The 15,234-nt window shown below is 69.7% G+C and carries 15 protein-coding genes and 4 tRNA genes; 14 read left to right on the forward strand and 5 right to left on the reverse strand.

The features are described from left to right. Nucleotides 1–835: cellulose binding domain-containing protein (locus ACFQO7_RS36865; RefSeq protein WP_376810747.1), on the reverse strand; the 835-nt coding region annotated here is incomplete at its 3' end. A gap of 419 nt (nucleotides 836–1,254) precedes the next feature. On the opposite strand from ACFQO7_RS36865, the gene ACFQO7_RS36870 reads away from it, so the two are divergent. After that, nucleotides 1,255–1,329 (forward strand) — tRNA-Lys (locus tag ACFQO7_RS36870). Between the two features lie 94 nt (nucleotides 1,330–1,423). Here the strand turns inward: ACFQO7_RS36870 and ACFQO7_RS36875 are convergent. Then, nucleotides 1,424–2,095 carry a hypothetical protein gene (locus ACFQO7_RS36875; RefSeq protein ID WP_376810748.1) on the reverse strand — a complete coding sequence of 224 codons (672 nt, stop codon included), beginning with the start codon at nucleotides 2,093–2,095 and terminating at the stop codon, nucleotides 1,424–1,426. A gap of 91 nt (nucleotides 2,096–2,186) precedes the next feature. On the opposite strand from ACFQO7_RS36875, the gene ACFQO7_RS36880 reads away from it, so the two are divergent. Beyond that, on the forward strand, nucleotides 2,187–2,390 hold the full coding sequence (locus tag ACFQO7_RS36880) for a hypothetical protein (protein ID WP_376810749.1): 204 nt from the start codon (nucleotides 2,187–2,189) through the stop codon (nucleotides 2,388–2,390). Nucleotides 2,391–2,568: 178 nt separating this feature from the next. Here ACFQO7_RS36880 and ACFQO7_RS36885 read toward each other — a convergent pair whose 3' ends face one another. Next, complete coding sequence (locus ACFQO7_RS36885; RefSeq protein ID WP_360540846.1) at nucleotides 2,569–3,288, reverse strand: PP2C family protein-serine/threonine phosphatase; 720 nt, start codon at nucleotides 3,286–3,288, stop codon at nucleotides 2,569–2,571. 368 nt (nucleotides 3,289–3,656) lie between these two features. On the opposite strand from ACFQO7_RS36885, the gene ACFQO7_RS36890 reads away from it, so the two are divergent. Together ACFQO7_RS36890 and ACFQO7_RS36895 are read left to right on the forward strand one after the other, a co-directional pair. Beyond that, nucleotides 3,657–4,667, forward strand: coding sequence for a response regulator transcription factor (locus tag ACFQO7_RS36890; protein WP_376810750.1), 1,011 nt, complete (start codon nucleotides 3,657–3,659; stop codon nucleotides 4,665–4,667). Between the two features lie 117 nt (nucleotides 4,668–4,784). Beyond that, nucleotides 4,785–4,988 (forward strand): hypothetical protein, encoded by a 204-nt coding sequence (locus ACFQO7_RS36895; RefSeq protein WP_376810751.1) that lies wholly within the window; start codon nucleotides 4,785–4,787, stop codon nucleotides 4,986–4,988. A gap of 80 nt (nucleotides 4,989–5,068) precedes the next feature. Here ACFQO7_RS36895 and ACFQO7_RS36900 read toward each other — a convergent pair whose 3' ends face one another. Then, nucleotides 5,069–5,614 (reverse strand): hypothetical protein, encoded by a 546-nt coding sequence (locus ACFQO7_RS36900; protein ID WP_360540852.1) that lies wholly within the window; start codon nucleotides 5,612–5,614, stop codon nucleotides 5,069–5,071. A gap of 346 nt (nucleotides 5,615–5,960) precedes the next feature. Here ACFQO7_RS36900 and ACFQO7_RS36905 point away from each other — a divergent pair, with 346 nt between their 5' ends. The 8 genes from ACFQO7_RS36905 (at nucleotide 5,961) to ACFQO7_RS36940 (ending at nucleotide 13,013) form a co-directional block, all read left to right on the forward strand. Then, a complete protein-coding gene (locus ACFQO7_RS36905) occupies nucleotides 5,961–8,708 on the forward strand; it encodes a cellulose binding domain-containing protein (RefSeq protein WP_376810752.1) in 2,748 nt (915 codons plus the stop codon). 309 nt (nucleotides 8,709–9,017) lie between these two features. Beyond that, nucleotides 9,018–10,445 (forward strand): phytoene desaturase family protein, encoded by a 1,428-nt coding sequence (gene crtI / locus ACFQO7_RS36910; RefSeq protein WP_376810758.1) that lies wholly within the window; start codon nucleotides 9,018–9,020, stop codon nucleotides 10,443–10,445. Next, the gene (gene idi, locus ACFQO7_RS36915; RefSeq protein ID WP_376810753.1) at nucleotides 10,442–10,993 is read left to right on the forward strand and encodes an isopentenyl-diphosphate Delta-isomerase; all 552 of its coding nucleotides are present in this window, start codon (nucleotides 10,442–10,444) and stop codon (nucleotides 10,991–10,993) included. The genes crtI and idi overlap by 4 nt, the downstream gene beginning before the upstream one ends. An 86-nt stretch (nucleotides 10,994–11,079) precedes the next feature. Then, entirely contained in the window at nucleotides 11,080–11,901 is an 822-nt protein-coding gene (locus tag ACFQO7_RS36920) for a polysaccharide deacetylase family protein (protein WP_376810754.1), read from the forward strand. Between the two features lie 130 nt (nucleotides 11,902–12,031). Then, nucleotides 12,032–12,104, forward strand: a tRNA-Glu gene (locus tag ACFQO7_RS36925). A 57-nt stretch (nucleotides 12,105–12,161) separates the two neighbouring features. After that, nucleotides 12,162–12,238: transfer RNA gene (locus ACFQO7_RS36930), tRNA-Asp, on the forward strand. 24 nt (nucleotides 12,239–12,262) lie between these two features. Then, a tRNA-Phe gene (locus ACFQO7_RS36935) sits at nucleotides 12,263–12,339 on the forward strand. Nucleotides 12,340–12,485: 146 nt separating this feature from the next. Then, entirely contained in the window at nucleotides 12,486–13,013 is a 528-nt protein-coding gene (locus ACFQO7_RS36940) for a GNAT family N-acetyltransferase (RefSeq protein WP_376810755.1), read from the forward strand. Nucleotides 13,014–13,018: 5 nt separating this feature from the next. Here the strand turns inward: ACFQO7_RS36940 and ACFQO7_RS36945 are convergent, their stop codons facing one another. Beyond that, nucleotides 13,019–13,408, reverse strand: a complete 390-nt coding sequence (locus tag ACFQO7_RS36945; protein WP_376810756.1) for a hypothetical protein — start codon at nucleotides 13,406–13,408, stop codon at nucleotides 13,019–13,021. A 128-nt stretch (nucleotides 13,409–13,536) separates the two neighbouring features. Here ACFQO7_RS36945 and ACFQO7_RS36950 point away from each other — a divergent pair, with 128 nt between their 5' ends. Together ACFQO7_RS36950 and ACFQO7_RS36955 are read left to right on the forward strand one after the other, a co-directional pair. Beyond that, nucleotides 13,537–14,865, forward strand: coding sequence for an ABC transporter substrate-binding protein (locus ACFQO7_RS36950; protein WP_376810757.1), 1,329 nt, complete (start codon nucleotides 13,537–13,539; stop codon nucleotides 14,863–14,865). Nucleotides 14,866–14,899: 34 nt separating this feature from the next. Continuing rightward, nucleotides 14,900–15,136 (forward strand): hypothetical protein, encoded by a 237-nt coding sequence (locus ACFQO7_RS36955; RefSeq protein ID WP_144123171.1) that lies wholly within the window; start codon nucleotides 14,900–14,902, stop codon nucleotides 15,134–15,136. The last annotated feature ends 98 nt before the right edge of the window (nucleotides 15,137–15,234 follow it).

The following is a 15,234-nucleotide window of genomic DNA, read 5'->3' on the forward strand; positions in this document are numbered from 1 at the left end:
CGGTCAGCGGCCCGGAACCCGCGTTGTACTGCCGCAGCGCCTCGTCGAGGTGGTCGGCCAGACCCATCGACCCGTTCGAGCTGCTGCCCGACGTGCCCGCGATCGCCGCGATCCGGTCCAGCCACACCGCGGTCGAGATGTTCGACACCCGGCTGCCGCCGGTCACCGACGCCGCCTTCGCGCTCCACTCCGGGTTCACGTAACCGCGCGCCCCCGAGTACGGGTTGTCGACCTTCACGCCGGGCACGGTCGGGCTGCTGCTCGGGGTCGGCGAAGAGCTCGGGCTCGCGCTCGGGCTGGCCGACGCGCTCGGGCTGGCACTCGGGCTCGCGCTGGCGCTCGGCGACGCGCTCGGGCTGGTCGGCGTGCTGGGGCTCGCGGTCGGGGTGACCCCGCCGACGGTGCACGCGACGTTGTTCAGCGTGAACGCGGTCGGCTTCGGGTTGCTGCCGGTCCACCGGCCGTTGAAGCCGATGCTCGTCGACGCGCCCGTGCCGAGGCTGCCGTTCCACGAAAGGTTGGTCGCGGTGACGTTCGCGCCGGAGGCGGTCCAGTTCGCCGACCAGCCCTGGGTGAACGTCTGCCCGCCCGGGAAGGCGAACTTCAAGGTCCAGCTGGTGATCGCGTCACCGGTGTTCTTGACCACCACGGTGCCGGTGAAGCCGCCGGTGCCGGCGCCCTCACTCCAGTCGTTCGTGGTGTACGTGATGTCGCAGCCGGGGGCGGCGTGCGCCATGGTCGCGGGAATCGTGACGAGGCCGGCGAACACCAGGGTGCTCGCACCGGTCAGCGCGACGACTTTGCGCCTTCCGGTGAGCCGGATCGGGAATTTCATACCATCTCCTTGGGCGGTGACCGTGGCCCGATCAGGGCACGGTGGAGACCCACGGTCACGGCCCGAGAGGATGGCCGCGCAGAGGGTCGCAGTGGTACGTACGCCCGGCCCGGCCAGGCGCGATGTGATCGACCGGATCGCTCCGGTGGTACCTCCGCCGTCCCGGTGACCCGGGTGCCCTCGGCGGCAGAAAGATCGCGTGGGCGCGCTCCCACACGCGAACGGCCTTATGTTTGCACAGTCGTAACGTGCACACAACACTTCGATCATTTTATTTGGAAGCGCTCCCAGACGATCTGTCGGCGACGCCTGGTCAGGACCACGAGCACCACGGGCGCGACTGCCTGGACGGCCGCGACGCGCTCCGGACAGATACCCCACGACCCCGAAGCGGGCGATCCGGTAGCCTGAGCGATCGAGGGCTGCTAGCTCAATGGCAGAGCTGCGGACTTTTAATCCGTAGGTTCAGGGTTCGAGTCCCTGGCGGCCCACCAACGCACCACGTCAGAGGCCCTCCGGGTTCGCCGGAAGGGCCTTCTGACCTTCGGGACAGCAGCGAAGTACAGCAACGGCCCCACTTAGCCGTGGTCATACAGCGGGGTGCAACCTCCGGTGCCGCGCCACCCGATCGTTGATGATCTTCGCAATCTCATCGTTTCGGCGGCGCCTTCGTGCCCTGAACCCGATGGACGGGCCAGCAGCGCTGGGCGAGATCGCTCTGTCATTCGTCGCCGACAGCCGCAGACCTTGATCACTGGCCGTTGCTTCGATCACCTCGCCGAGCGGCAGCCGGTAGCGCCGGAAGAGGTTCTGCACGATCACCTCGGCATCCGTCAGCGTGAGAGAGCGACGAATCAGCGCGATCGCCCACAGCGTGTAGCCACATCCCAACAGCAGGAGCTGCAACAGCCGATACACCGTCAGCGCGTCCAGGCCGACGTACCCGTACATGACGTAGAAGCACAGGCCGCCGGCGGGCAGCAGCACCAAGATCGCGATAAGCCTGACCGGCAGCGATGGCCGCCACGTGTGAGTCACCGCGAGATCGTACTGATCACCAGTAGCCTCGCGTACCCCATGACCACTCGCCCAGGCTCTCGACGAATTGCCGGAGCCCGGTTGGCTGGTGGAGACACTGAAGATCATTGTGTTCGTGATCATGTCTTTCCGGTGTACGCCGGGTTCGACCCGGACGATCAGGGCGATCAAGTTCATGCAGGCCGCCAGTTTGATTAAGGCCACTTTTCGCACGTTTGCCATGAACCTGACCACAGCTACCGGCGCGGTCGCCTTCGAGCGTCTGGTCTCTTGAGGTCAGCGCCCCCGCGGATCCTTCGGTATAACTCGGTGCGTGAATTCGATCAACAAGGCACCGCTGTGGGTCTGGATCATTGGCGTCTCGCTGTTCAGCGGCCTGCCGATCATAAGGCTCGTCGGGTACGGCAATCCCATGATGGCGCTTCTCGCGGCGGCCGGCGTCTTCTACGCGGCAGGCCTCGGCCGCGCAGTATATCGACAGAACCTGCTGGCGCGCGGCGTTCATCTCGACGATTGACCGTCCACGCGAGCCCAGAAAAGAATCATGGCCCCGACCTCTTGCCGGTCGGAGCCATGTTCGTGCTGCTGGTTCGTGAGTAACCACAGGTTCAGGGGTCGAGTCCCCGGCAGCCCGCCAACGCCCCACGTCAGAGGCCCATCCGGAACGTCGGAGCAGGCCTCTCGTCTCTCCGGGCTTAGAAGGCGTACGCCGTCACGTCGGCGACGACCACCGTCACGTTGTCCGGCGCGCCCGCTGCGAGCGCCAGCTTGATCAACCGGTCCGCGATCGCCTCCGCGTCCGTGTACCCGCGCAGCGCCTCGGCCAGCGCCTCGTCCGTGACGATGTCGGACAGGCCGTCGCTGCACAGCAGCAGCCGGTCCCCGATCTCCAGGGTCAGCGTGGTGACCGTCGGCGTGAACTCCCGCCCCTGCACCGCCTGCGTGATGATCGACCGGTGCGGGTGGTGCCGCACCTCCTCGGGGGCGAGCAGCCCGCGCTCGACCATCGCCTGGACCAGGGTGTCGTCCACGGTGAGCTGGCGGAGCCTACCGCCGCGCACCAGGTAGGCCCGGGAGTCGCCGACGTGCAGCAGCGTGGCGTCGTCCGGGCCGAGTAGCACCGCGGTGAGCGTCGTGCCCATGCCGTCGATCGCGGGTTCGGCCTCGATGGCCTCGCGGATGCGACGGTTGGCCACGGCGAGTTCCGCCAGCAGCACGTCCGCCCCGTGCCGGTCGTCCTGCTCCAGCGGGGCCAGGGTCTCGATGACGATCCGGCTGGCCACCTCTCCTGATGGGGAGCCGCCGACGCCGTCGGCGACCGCCACGAAACGCCTGCCCGCGAACGCCGAGTCCTCGTTGTTCTCACGGACGAGTCCGGCATCGGTGCGGGCGACGGCGTGCAGGCTCAGGGTCATGGTGCATAGCCTGCCTACTGAGACGCGGTTTGTCTTTAAGCAGTAGTACTTATCCCGGCGGGCGTCGAACCGCCGGATGCCCACCGGACGTCGGTCGCGACCGGTCACAGCCGCACTGAGCTGCGCTTTTAGCGACAGAACGGGTCGGCGGACCGACCGCTGCCGACTTGGTTCTGTCCGGACCCGGCGGCCGCGGCGTGTCCGAGACCACTCGGCGCGGACCCGGGGCGGCCGCTCGGTGAGGCCACCACACCGTTCCGGAGCGACCCGGCGGAGCGACAGCCCCGCGTCGTCACGGTGCCTCGCCCCGACCTGAGCGCATGCAGGTCAGCCGAAGTGCGCGTGACGTTGGTACGTATGGTGAAGCGATGACGCCGGTGCCGATGGTGGGACGCGCGGCCGAGCTGGCCGAGCTCGTCCGGCGCTGGTCGCACGTCAGGAGCGGCGGGGTCACCCCGGCGGCGGTGGTCTCGATCACCGGTGACGCAGGTGTCGGCAAGTCCCGACTGGTCACGAGCGTGCTCGCGGCGTTGGCCCCGGAGCCGGCGGCGGTCCTGTACGGCGTCGCCCGAGTGCACACCCCGGCCCCGTACGACTGGCTGGCGGCCGTATTGAGCGGCCGGGACACCCAGGATCTGCCGGTGCCCGCCGACGGGCTGGCGTGGCTGGCGCAGGACCCGCATGCGCCCAAGGAGCGGTACGCGCCCGGCGCGCTGCTGCGGCTCGCGGTGCGTACGGTGCGGGCGCTGGTCGGCGCGGGCCCGGCGGTGCTGGTGGTGGAGGATCTGCACGCGCTGGACCCGGCGAGCCTCAATCTCGTCGGCGAGCTGGCCGCCGCGCCCGACCTGCCGGCGCTGATCCTGGTGACGAGCCGCCCGCCGGACGCGGCGGACTCGCCGGAGCTGGTGGCGCGGACGCTCGCCCGGCTGTCCGGCGCGCCGGGGGCGGTGCGCCAGCATCTGGGCCCGCTGGGTCCGGCCGACGTCGCGGAGATCGTCAGGCAGGTGCACGGCGTGATCCCCGAGCATCTGGCCGGGGCGGTCTGCGAGCGGACCGGCGGCAACCCGTACTGGCTGGTCGAGCTGCTCGCGGCGACGGCCGGGCGGGGACCGCAGGCGCTGCTCGACGAGCCGCTGCCGGGCCACCTGCGGCCGGGCGCCGCACCGGCCGAGCGGGCCTGCTTCGAGCAGTCCGCAGAGCTCACGGCGCGGGAGCGGGAGGTGCTCAGCTGCCTGGCCGCCGGCATGTCGAACAAGCAGATGGCGCGCACGCTGGACATCTCGATCCGGACCGTCGGGGTGCACGTGTCGAACCTGCTGCGCAAGACGGGTTCGGCGTCGCGGACCGAGGCCGCGTTGTGGGCCGTGCGCCGGGGCTGACCGGTCCCGCGGCGATCCGCACCACCGGCTGGGACGCGAGACGTCCGGCTTACGCGATTTGCACCATTCTCTTCGCTAAGCTGACCACGCGCCCGTGCCGTCTACCCAGGGGGACCAGTGCAGCTCACGTTCATCCGCAAGACAGCGCTGTCCGGGGACACCAACTGTCCGTCGCTGTACCGCACCGACCGGGACACGTTCGTGGTCCAGGGGTGGCGGGTCACCGACCCGGAGGCGCTGCGCCAGCTCGACATCCCGGCCCACGAGACCGTCGTCGAGGTCCCCTCCGACGTGCTCGCCGAGATAGCCCGCCAGCTCTGAGTACGCCGCCCGAGCGTCAAGAAGGGCACCTTCTATAACGCGGAGCGTTAAGAAGGTGCCCTTCCTTTGACTTGGCTGGGTCAGTCTTCGAGTTCTTCGACGAGGTCCTCGTCGGCGCGGCGGCGGCGACGGCGGCGGATGGAAGGCATCGCCATGACGAAGCCGACCTCGCGGCGGCGGCGGTAGTAGTGGCGGCGGCGAGGGCCGGCGATGGCGTACACGATCGACGTGATGACGCCGAAGACGACGTAGACGCCGAGGATGACGATGCCGCCGGCCTCCTTGATGCCGAAGACGGAGCCGTCGCCGAACAGCGGCAGGATCAGCATGGCCAGCACCAGCCAGGTGATCATGCCCCAGACCAGGCCGACACCGACCGCGGGGATGATCTGGCCGCGGATGAACTTGCCGACGAACGCGCCGAACAGGCCGCCGGCCGCACCCGCGACCATCAGCACCATGACCCACGCGGTCGAGGCCTCGACCTCGCCGACGAGCTGGGCGTACGGCTTGATGTGGCTGGTGATCTGCAGCGCGAGGGCCAGGAACAGGCCGCCGGCGACACCGCCGACCACGCCGGCGCCAGTGCGGCTGACCAGGTTCACCTGAGGGGTGTATTCACTCATGATCGAGCTCCGGAGAGGTTGAGGGATCGCGGGCGAACCCTACAACGTCCGGGCAAGCCGCACCTAACCATTGTCTCCTATGTGATCTGAGCCCGGCCGCCTCGTACACGCCTGGCGCGCGGCCATATCGGACCGGAGTTCGTTGACACATCAAACTATTGACATGCCTGTGACGGGCGTGTGAACCTCTCCACGGGACCGGTGCGCGCAGCCGAGGGCAGTCCCGCGCAACTCATACGCACGTTCTGTCGCCGTTGCCGGCACAGGCGGTGCGGCGGTTGTCACTGCCCGGGCCCGCCCCGCCATCTGTGCGCCAGCGGCACCCGTCCCCACTGGAGTGCCACAGATGCAACCCCGTGCCCGAAGAACCCGCACCCTCGCCGGCACCCTCGCCGCCACCCTGACGGCGGGCGCGCTGGCGGTCGTCACCCAGCTCGCCGGGGGCACCCCGGCCGTCGCGGCCGCGTCCGAGCCGTACACCTGGAAGAACGTCCGTATCGACGGTGGCGGGTTCGTGCCCGGCATCATCTTCAACCAGACCGAGCAGAACCTGATCTACGCGCGCACCGACATCGGCGGCGCGTACCGCTGGAACCAGTCCACCGGCAGCTGGATCCCGCTGCTGGACTGGGCGGGCTGGGACAACTGGAACTACAACGGCGTGCTGAGCCTGGCCACCGACCCGGTGCAGACCAACAAGGTGTACGCCGCGGTCGGCATGTACCTCAACAGCTGGGACCCGAACAACGGCGCCATCCTGCGCTCCTCGGACAAGGGCGCGACCTGGGCCGCCACCACGCTGCCGTTCAAGGTCGGCGGCAACATGCCCGGCCGCGGCATGGGCGAGCGCCTGGCCATCGACCCGAACCGCAACAGCACCCTCTACTTCGGCGCGGAGGCCGGCAACGGCCTGTGGCGCAGCACCGACTCCGGCGTGACCTGGGCGAAGGTGACGAACTTCCCGAACGCCGGCAACTACGTGCAGGACCCGGCGGACACGAACAACTACCTGAACTTCAGCCAGGGCATCGGCTGGATCGCGTTCGACAAGTCCACCGGCACCGCGGGCAGCACCACGCAGACGATCTACGTCGGCGTCGCGGACCTGCAGAACACCGTGTACCGCAGCCTCAACGGCGGCACCAGCTGGGAGCGGGTCGCGAACCAGCCGACCGGCTACCTGGCGCACCAGGGCGAGATCGCGGGCGGCTACCTGTACATCACCACCAGCGACAAGGGCGGCCCGTACGACGGCGGCCACGGCGACGTGTGGAAGATGCAGCTGTCGACCGGCACGTGGACCCAGATCAGCCCGGTCCCGTCCAGCGATACGAACAACAACTGGTTCGGCTACTCCGGGCTCTCGATCGACAAGCAGAACCCGAACACGCTGATGGTCACCGGCTACAGCTCCTGGTACCCGGACACGTTCATCTGGCGCAGCACCGACGGCGGCGCGACCTGGCGGCAGTTCTACGACTACGCCTGGCCCAACCGGACCAACCGCTACACGCTGAACATCTCCGGCGTGCCGTGGCTGGACTTCAACGAGCAGAAGTCGGCCCCCGAGCAGTCGCCGAAGCTGGGCTGGATGACCGAGGCGCTGGAGATCGACCCGTTCAACTCCAACCGCATGCTGTTCGGCACCGGCGCGACCATCTACGGCACCACCAACATGACCGCCCTGGACACCGGCGGCACGGTCGCGCTGAGCCCGTTCATCAAGGGCCTGGAGGAGACCGCGGTGCTGGATCTGATCAGCCCGCCGACCGGCACGTCCCCGCTGATCTCCGGCGTCGGCGACATCGGCGGATTCCGGCACACCAACCTCGACGTGGTCCCGGACATGTTCGACATGCCGTACTTCGGCAGCACGAACAGCCTCGACTACGCCGAGCTGAACCCGAGCTACGTGGTCCGGGTCGGCAAGGGCGCGCGCACCGCCAACGGGCAGACCAACATCGGCGTGTCCAGCGACGGCGGCGCGAACTGGTGGTCGGGCAGCTCACCCAGCGGCGCGCAGGGCGGCACCGTCGCGCTGAACGCCAACGGCACCCGCGTGGTCTGGAGCACCGAGGCCAACGGCGTCTTCTACGCCACCAGCTTCGGCGGCGGCTTCAGCCAGGCCAGTGGTGTGCCCGCCACGGCGAAGGTGGAGTCGGACCGGGTCAACCCGAACAAGTTCTACGCCCTGTACAACGGCACGTTCTACGTGAGCACCAACGGCGGGCAGAGTTTCACCGGCACCGCCACCGGGCTGGGCGCGACCGGCAATTTCAAGGCGATGCCGGGCGTCGAGGGCGAGCTCTGGCTGGCCGGGGAGACCGGCGTGTACCGGTCGACGAACTCGGGCACGTCGTTCACCAAGTTCGCGGCGTCGGCCAGCGGCGTGGGCATCGGCTTCGGCAAGGCCGCGCCGGGGCGCACCAACATGGCGGTCTACACCATGGCCACCATCGACGGCGTACGCGGCGTGTACCGCTCCAACGACGTCGGCGCGACCTGGGTCCGCATCAACGACGCGCAGCACCAGTACGGCAACGCCGGTGACGCCATCACCGGTGACCCGCGCACGTACGGCCGCGTCTACCTGGGCACCAACGGCCGCGGCATCATCTACGGCGACGCCACGGTGACGCCGTCGAGCCCGCCGCCGAGCCAGTCGGCGTCGACCTCCGCCTCCCCGTCCGCGTCGGCCTCGCCCAGCGCGTCGCCGAGCGCGTCCGCCTCGCCGTCGCCGTCTCCGTCCGCGTCACCGTCGCCTAGCCCGTCCGGGCAGGGCGGCAAGGCGTGCACCGCGACGTACAAGGTGCTCAACTCGTGGCCCGGCGGGTTCACCGGCGAGCTGAAGGTGACCAGCACCGGCACGGTCGCCACGACCGGCTGGCGAGTCAACTTCACCTTCACCGCCGGCCAGGTGATCTCGCAGATGTGGGGCGGCATCAGGACCCAGACCGGGTCCGCGGTGCAGGCCGTCAACGAGAGTTACAACGGCGTGCTCGCGCCCGCTGCCAGCACCACGGCGGGCTTCAACGCCTCCTGGAACAACAGCTCCAACCCGATCCCGTCGCCGGTGACCTGCACGGCACTGTGATCGACCCTGGAGAACCGAGGCGTCCCTCTCCCACGATAGGGACGCCTCGGTCAGACGGACGGCACCGCATGCAGAGGCGCGGAACTCCCAGGGAGGACGGCACCCAGGGTCGCGACATCATCGCCGGTGAACCACGCTGACCTGCGTGAATACCTCGCCACCGCACTCGGGTCGCCGGTCGACGCAGCCGGTATCGCATCGATCCGCGTGCGGTGGCGGGGTTTCCCGGACTTGTCAGATATCGGGCAAACGGCGCACATCGCCAGCTATTTGGCGTGTCAGTCCGGCCGAACGTGCCACCATGAATTCGTGCGAACCGTAATGGGGCCGACAAATCATGTGATTGTCGTCGGCGCAGGATTGGGCGGGCTCTCCTGCGCCCTGCACCTCGCCGGGGCCGGCCGTGAGGTGACCGTCATCGAGCGCTCCGGCAACCCCGGCGGCCAGGTCGGCGTACTGGAGCTCGACGGGCACCGGTTCGACACCGGCCCCACGATGATCACCGCGCCGGACCTGCTGGCCGAGCCGCTGGCCGCGGTCGGCGAGCACCTGCACGACTGGATCGACCTGATCCGGCTCGACCCGGCCTACCGCGCCCACTTCCCCGACGGCACGACGTTGGACGTGCACGCCGACACGGACAAGATGGTGTCGGCCATCGCGAAGCTGTGCGGCGGCAAGGAGGCCGCGGGCTACCTGCGCTTCCTGCGCTGGGCGCGGCGGCTGCAGCAGTTCGAGCGGCGCGACCCGGCCGGGCACTGGCGCACCCTGGCCACCGAGGGGGCCCGGCGGCGGCTCACCGACTTCTTCGCCGACCCGCGTACGCAACGGCTGTTCTCCTTCCGCAACCTGTTCACCGGCCGCGACCACCAGGCCGCGTCCTACCTGGACACGGTCACCGAGGTCTGGTACCCGCGCGGCGGCATGAACACGGTCCCGCGCGCGCTGGCCGCGGCGGCCGAGAAGCACGGCGTGAACTTCCGCTACCACACCCACGTGACCTCGGTGGAGACCCGAGCGGGCCGGGCGGTGGCCGTGCACACCGCTGACGGCGAGCGGCTCACGGCCGACACGGTCGTGCTCAACCCCGACCTGCCCACGGCGTACAGCCTGCTGCCCGGTATGCCGCCGGCCCGGCTGCGCCGGCTGACCCCGTCACCGTCATGCGTGGTGCTGCACCTGGGCACCCGCGACGACCGCGGCGGCTACCAGCGCATCGCCCACCACAACCTGCACTTCGGCCGCTCCTGGCGGCAGACCTTCGACGAGGTCGTCAACCGCGGCGAGCTGATGAGCGACCCGTCGATCCTGGTCACCAACCCGAGCCGGACCGACCCGACGGCCGCCCCGGCAGGCCGCCAGACCTATCAGGTCGTCGCGCCCGTGCCGAACCTGCGCACCGCCCCGGTGCGCTGGGACGGGCCGATCGGCCGGCGGTACGCCGGGGAGCTGATGGCCACCCTGGAGGCGCGGGGCTACCTCGACCTGGGTGCGGATCTGGCGCTGTCCTATGTGGTGACGCCGGACGACTGGGCGCGGCTGGGCATGGCCCACGGCACCCCGTTCGCCAGCGCGCACACGCTGCGGCAGACCGGTCCGATGCGACCGGGTAACCTTCACCCAACCCTGAGTAACGTCGTCTTCACCGGTTCGGGCACCCGCCCCGGCGTCGGCGTGCCCATGGTGCTGGTCTCGGGCCGAGCGGCGGCCCGCCGAGTGGTCGGAGCGCGCGCATGAGGTCTCGCGAAGAGGATCTGGTCGAGCTGGTCGACGAGCACGGCGCGCCCTGCGGCAAGGCCACCGTCGCCCACGCGCACACCGCGCCCGGCATCCGCCACCGCGCCTTCTCCGTGCACCTGCTCGACTCCGCCGGCCGCCTGCTGCTGCAGCAGCGCGCGGCGGTGAAGACCCGGTTCGCGCTGCGCTGGGCCAACGCCACCTGCGGCCACCCCGGTCCGGGCGAGGACCTGGTCACCGCCGCGTCGCGCCGGCTGGCCGAGGAGATCGGCGTGCGCGGCGTCACCCTCACCGAGATCGGGGTGTACGCCTACCGCGCCGTCGACCCGTCGACCGACCGCGTCGAGGACGAGTACGACCACGTGCTGCTCGGCATCGTCGGCTCCGGCTCGGAACCCCCGCGCCCGGACCCGGCCGAGGTCGCGGCCCTGCGCTGGGTCGCCCCCGCCGACCTGCTCGCCGCCCTGGACGAACGACCCGACGACTTCGCCCCCTGGCTGGCCGGGGTCACCGCGGTGGCCGTCCCCGCGCTCGGCGAGGTGTCCTGAACCGCAATCGTCGCCCCATTTCGCCACGAGCCTGACTGTGGCACCCTGAGGTCTCCACGGGGGTGGACCGACCTGGGGGAGCGGCGATGCAGCTGCGGCGCGCCCACGGCCTCGTCGCCGTGGTGACCGGTTTCACACTCCTGCTGGCGACCGGCTGCGGCGGCAAAGCGCCCACGGCAGCGCCGTCGGCCTCCGACTCGCCCTCACCCTCGCCGAGTCCTTCGCCCAGCCCCAGCCCCAGCCCCAGTCCCAGCCCGGCGACGAGCCCCACGCCCAGCAAGGCGCCCACGACCCGGCCCACCACCGAGAAGTCGTACGTCCTGCAGCGCACCAGCGGCTCGGCGGGCGTCGCGCTGACCTTCGACGACGGGCCGCACCCCACCTGGACCCCGCGGGTGCTCGACACGCTGCGCGCCCGGGGCGTCAAAGCGACCTTCTGCCTGGTCGGCACCCAGGTCCAGGCACACCCCGCGCTGGTCCGGCGGATCGTCGCCGAGGGCCACACCCTGTGCAACCACAGCTGGAACCACGAGTTCAAGCTCGGCACCTGGTCCGAAACGAAGATCAGCTCGAACATGCGGGCCACCAACAACGCGATCCACGCCGCCGCGCCCGGCGTCCCGATCCGCTATTTCCGGCATCCGGGCGGAAACTGGACGGCCGCCGCCGTACGCGTCGCCCGCAGCCTGGGCATGAGCCCGCTGCACTGGACCGTCGACCCGCAGGACTGGCGCCGCCCGGCCGCCTCCACCATCACCAGCCGGGTCGTCAAGGGCACCCGGGCCGGCGGCGTGGTGCTGCTCCACGACGCCGGCGGAGACCGTTCGCAGACCCTGGCCGCGCTGCCCGGCATCATCGGTGGCCTGCGCGCGAAGTACCAGCTGATCCGGCTGCCCGACACGTTCTGACCCCGATTTGGCGGAACGGCCGCTGGTCACATATGCTTTCCGAGCCTCCGGCGGGGCCGGATGGGAGCAACAGCCACCATCACAGGCAGCTGCAAGCTTTATCGCAGCTGTGTGCGATGATGGTTCGGCCGCCCTCATCGTCTAGCGGCCTAGGACGCCGCCCTTTCAAGGCGGTAGCACGGGTTCGAATCCCGTTGGGGGCACGGACCGGGGACCTGATAAGGTCTCCCGGTAGCAAGGAAGAGCAAGGCAAGTAGCAAGGTCCTGTGGAGCAGTCGGAGTGCTCGCCGCCCTGTCAAGGCGGAGGTCGCGGGTTCAAGTCCCGTCAGGACCGCCAATGTTCGACCACCCCGGTGGTTTCGGCCAGGTAGCTCAGTTGGTACGAGCGTCCGACTGAAAATCGGAAGGTCGGCGGTTCGACCCCGCCCCTGGCCACCAAAGCTCTTCGCCGGGCTTTGTCGCCCCGAACTGCGGAAACGTGGGTTCGGGGCTTTTTCGTGCCCGAGAGCTTTCCAGCACGATCCGCTTCGCCTGCCGGCATAAATCCGTGGCCGCGAGCGTTCCACCCGCACTACGGTCGCCCGATGGCTGAACTGGTCGTCCCGGACGTGCTGCTGCACCGCGCGTGGCTCGACGCGCGCGACGAGTGGGGGCACGGGGTCGTGCAGTCCGGCAGCGGGTTGCACCACGCCACCGACGTGGACACGCCGGAGGCCTTCGCCGCCTGGGTCGACCGGCTCGTCACCTCCTCGGACGAGTCCGTGCCCATCGGGGAGGGGCTGGTGCACGCCTCGTACTGGTGGATGGTGGAGGACGGCGCGGTCGTCGGCTCGATCTCGCTGCGGCACCGGCTGAACGAGTTCCTGCTGCACGCCGGCGGCCACATCGGCTACTCGGTGCGCCCGTCGGCGCGCGGGCGGGGCCTGGCCGGCTGGGCGGTGGCGCAGGTGCTGGCGTACGCGCGCGAGAAGGGGATCGAGCGGGTCCTCATCACCTGCGACGACACCAACACAGCCTCGGCGCGCACCATCGAGCGCAACGGCGGGGTGCTCGAGGACGTCCGCGACACCGAACTCGGCCGGACCCGGCGCTACTGGATCGAGCTGGGCTAGCCGGGTCAGGACTCGCGGCGGCGCTTGGTGGCGACGGTGGAGCCGGCGAGGGTCAGCAGGCACTGGGGGAGTTGGCCGTCGGCCAGCGCGGCGCCGATGAGGGCCTCACCGGTCGGCTCGTCGCTGTTGACGTACGCGCTGACGAATCTGGCCACCCAGCGGGCGTCGTACGCCGCTTCGTCTATGCCGGGGAAGTCCAGCGCCCAGGCGCCCGCGCGGACGCCGTCGCCGGCCAGCTCCCCGGCCAGGCACCAGGCGACGTTGTAGGCACCCTCACTGCCGTCGCGCTTCACCACCTGGTCGAGGGTTCCCGCCACCGCTCTGCCGTCTCCGGCAAGTGCCTGGTCAAGTACAAGAGCGGCGTCCTCGAAGGAGTGGTCTGGATCGACGGTCACGGTGGGAGCCTAACGGGCGGCGGCAACCGTACCGGAGCACTCGCCACCCATCGGACGTATTGGCCCCTCCCCCAATCCAGGGAACAACGCTAAGGTGCCCGTTGGACCATCGCCATGGAGGCACCCTCATGCGTTTCTCGCGAGCTGTCATCGCCGCTGCCTGCGTCTCGCTGCTCACCCTGTCTGCCTGCAGCTCGGGCCCGGACGATTCCCAGAACCCGGCGTACCAGGGGGCGTACCTCTACGGCACCGACGGCAATATGGCGAACGAGTTCGGCGCGGAGTTCAAGGAGCAGCCGGGCCTGCTCAACGGCATGAAGGGCACGCTGCCGCTGAACGAAGCGGAGGAGGCGTTCCTGCAAGGGATAAAGCGGATCAATCCCGGCCTCAAGGACCGCTTGTACGCCGGTGAGGCGTACGACGCCGTCGTGATAAGCGCGCTGGCCGCGCAGCAGGCCGGCAGCACCGACCCCGCCAAGATCGCGAAGTACATCAACGCGGTGACCGTGGGCGGCACCATCTGCCGCTCGGTCAAGCAGTGCCTGACCCTGGCGAAGAGCGGCAAGCCGATCTCCTACCGCGGCATGACCGTGCGGTACGGCTTCAGCGAGGTCGGCGAGCCCGCCACGACCAGCTACGGCACCGTGCACTTCGGTGAGAGCAACGCCCTCGACAACGGCAAGACCGAGTACCTCGGCACCGGCAACGAGCGCGACGTGACCGGCCAGAAGCTGCCGACGCCGGTGAAGAACGGCACCACCGACAAGCCGCTGACCTTCGGCGGCCTGCTGCCGAAGACCGGCGCGCTGGCCTACACGACCCCGCCGATGGACGCGGGCGCCAAGCTCGCGATCGAGGAGATCAACGCCGCCGGCGGCGTGCTGGGCAAGCCGGTGAAGTGGATCGACGGCGACGACGGCACTTCGCCGGCGAAGGCCAAGGCCACGATCGAGAGCCACCACGCGGCCGGGGTGCAGGTGCTGATCGGCCCGGGTGCGTCGGGTGTCGCGCTGGCCACGCTGCCGGATGCGATCAAGTACGGCATGGTCATGTTCTCGCCGTGCAACACCTCGCCCGACCTGACCGGCTTCGACGACAAGGGCCTGTACTTCCGCACCGCCCCCTCGGACCTGCTGCAGGCGCGGGCGCTGGCCGACGTGATGCTGCGCGACGGCCTGCAGCGGGTCGCGATCGTGACGCACAGCGACAACTACGGCAAGAAGCTCGCCGAGGGTGTCACCAAGGAACTGGTCAAGGCCGGCGTGAGCGAGGTGGACGTGCAGACGTACATCTACGAGATCACCGACGACGGCTCGGTCAAGGACCAGGCCGAGCTGGCGAAGATCGCCAACCAGATCCTGCCCACGAACCCCGACGGCGTGCTGGTCATCGGCTACTCCGAGTCCGCGGGAGCGATCAAGGCCCTCGCTGCCGCCGGTGCGAAAATCCGCCACTAACGTGTTGCGGTACGACCCCCGTTAAGGAGAAGTCATGAGCGAGTCCGTGGAGACCCGCGGCGACGACCGCCGCGACCTGATCAAGGGCGACACCGACAACGACGGCCGCACCGACGTGTGGGTGTCCGACACCGACGGCGACGGCAAGGCCGACCTGTTCCAGTTCGACACCGACCACGACGGCGAGGTCGACATCACCCTGGTCGACCTCGACCAGGACGGCACGCCGGAGATCACGGTCGACGGCGACGGCGGCCACGCCCCCAACTGACGCACCCCCCTTTCGCAACTCTTAAAAAGTCGCGCCCTCACGGTGCCACGGAGGGCGCGACTCTTCAAGAGTTGCGGCTCGGGGTNCGGCGGCGGTCA

Source organism: Catellatospora aurea (assembly GCF_042663325.1).
Taxonomy (GTDB): domain Bacteria; phylum Actinomycetota; class Actinomycetes; order Mycobacteriales; family Micromonosporaceae; genus Catellatospora; species Catellatospora aurea.

What these genes read in the sequence shown, in the direction of transcription:
- ACFQO7_RS36875 (WP_376810748.1), bottom strand. Translation starts at nt 2,095, where the DNA reads ATGGCAAACGTGCGAAAAGTGGCCTTAATCAAACTGGCGGCCTGCATG.
- ACFQO7_RS36885 (WP_360540846.1), bottom strand. Translation starts at nt 3,288, where the DNA reads ATGACCCTGAGCCTGCACGCCGTCGCCCGCACCGATGCCGGACTCGTC.
- ACFQO7_RS36890 (WP_376810750.1), top strand. Translation starts at nt 3,657, where the DNA reads ATGACGCCGGTGCCGATGGTGGGACGCGCGGCCGAGCTGGCCGAGCTC.
- ACFQO7_RS36900 (WP_360540852.1), bottom strand. Translation starts at nt 5,614, where the DNA reads ATGAGTGAATACACCCCTCAGGTGAACCTGGTCAGCCGCACTGGCGCC.
- ACFQO7_RS36905 (WP_376810752.1), top strand. Translation starts at nt 5,961, where the DNA reads ATGCAACCCCGTGCCCGAAGAACCCGCACCCTCGCCGGCACCCTCGCC.
- idi (WP_376810753.1), top strand. Translation starts at nt 10,442, where the DNA reads ATGAGGTCTCGCGAAGAGGATCTGGTCGAGCTGGTCGACGAGCACGGC.
- ACFQO7_RS36920 (WP_376810754.1), top strand. Translation starts at nt 11,080, where the DNA reads ATGCAGCTGCGGCGCGCCCACGGCCTCGTCGCCGTGGTGACCGGTTTC.
- ACFQO7_RS36940 (WP_376810755.1), top strand. Translation starts at nt 12,486, where the DNA reads ATGGCTGAACTGGTCGTCCCGGACGTGCTGCTGCACCGCGCGTGGCTC.
- ACFQO7_RS36950 (WP_376810757.1), top strand. Translation starts at nt 13,537, where the DNA reads ATGCGTTTCTCGCGAGCTGTCATCGCCGCTGCCTGCGTCTCGCTGCTC.
- ACFQO7_RS36955 (WP_144123171.1), top strand. Translation starts at nt 14,900, where the DNA reads ATGAGCGAGTCCGTGGAGACCCGCGGCGACGACCGCCGCGACCTGATC.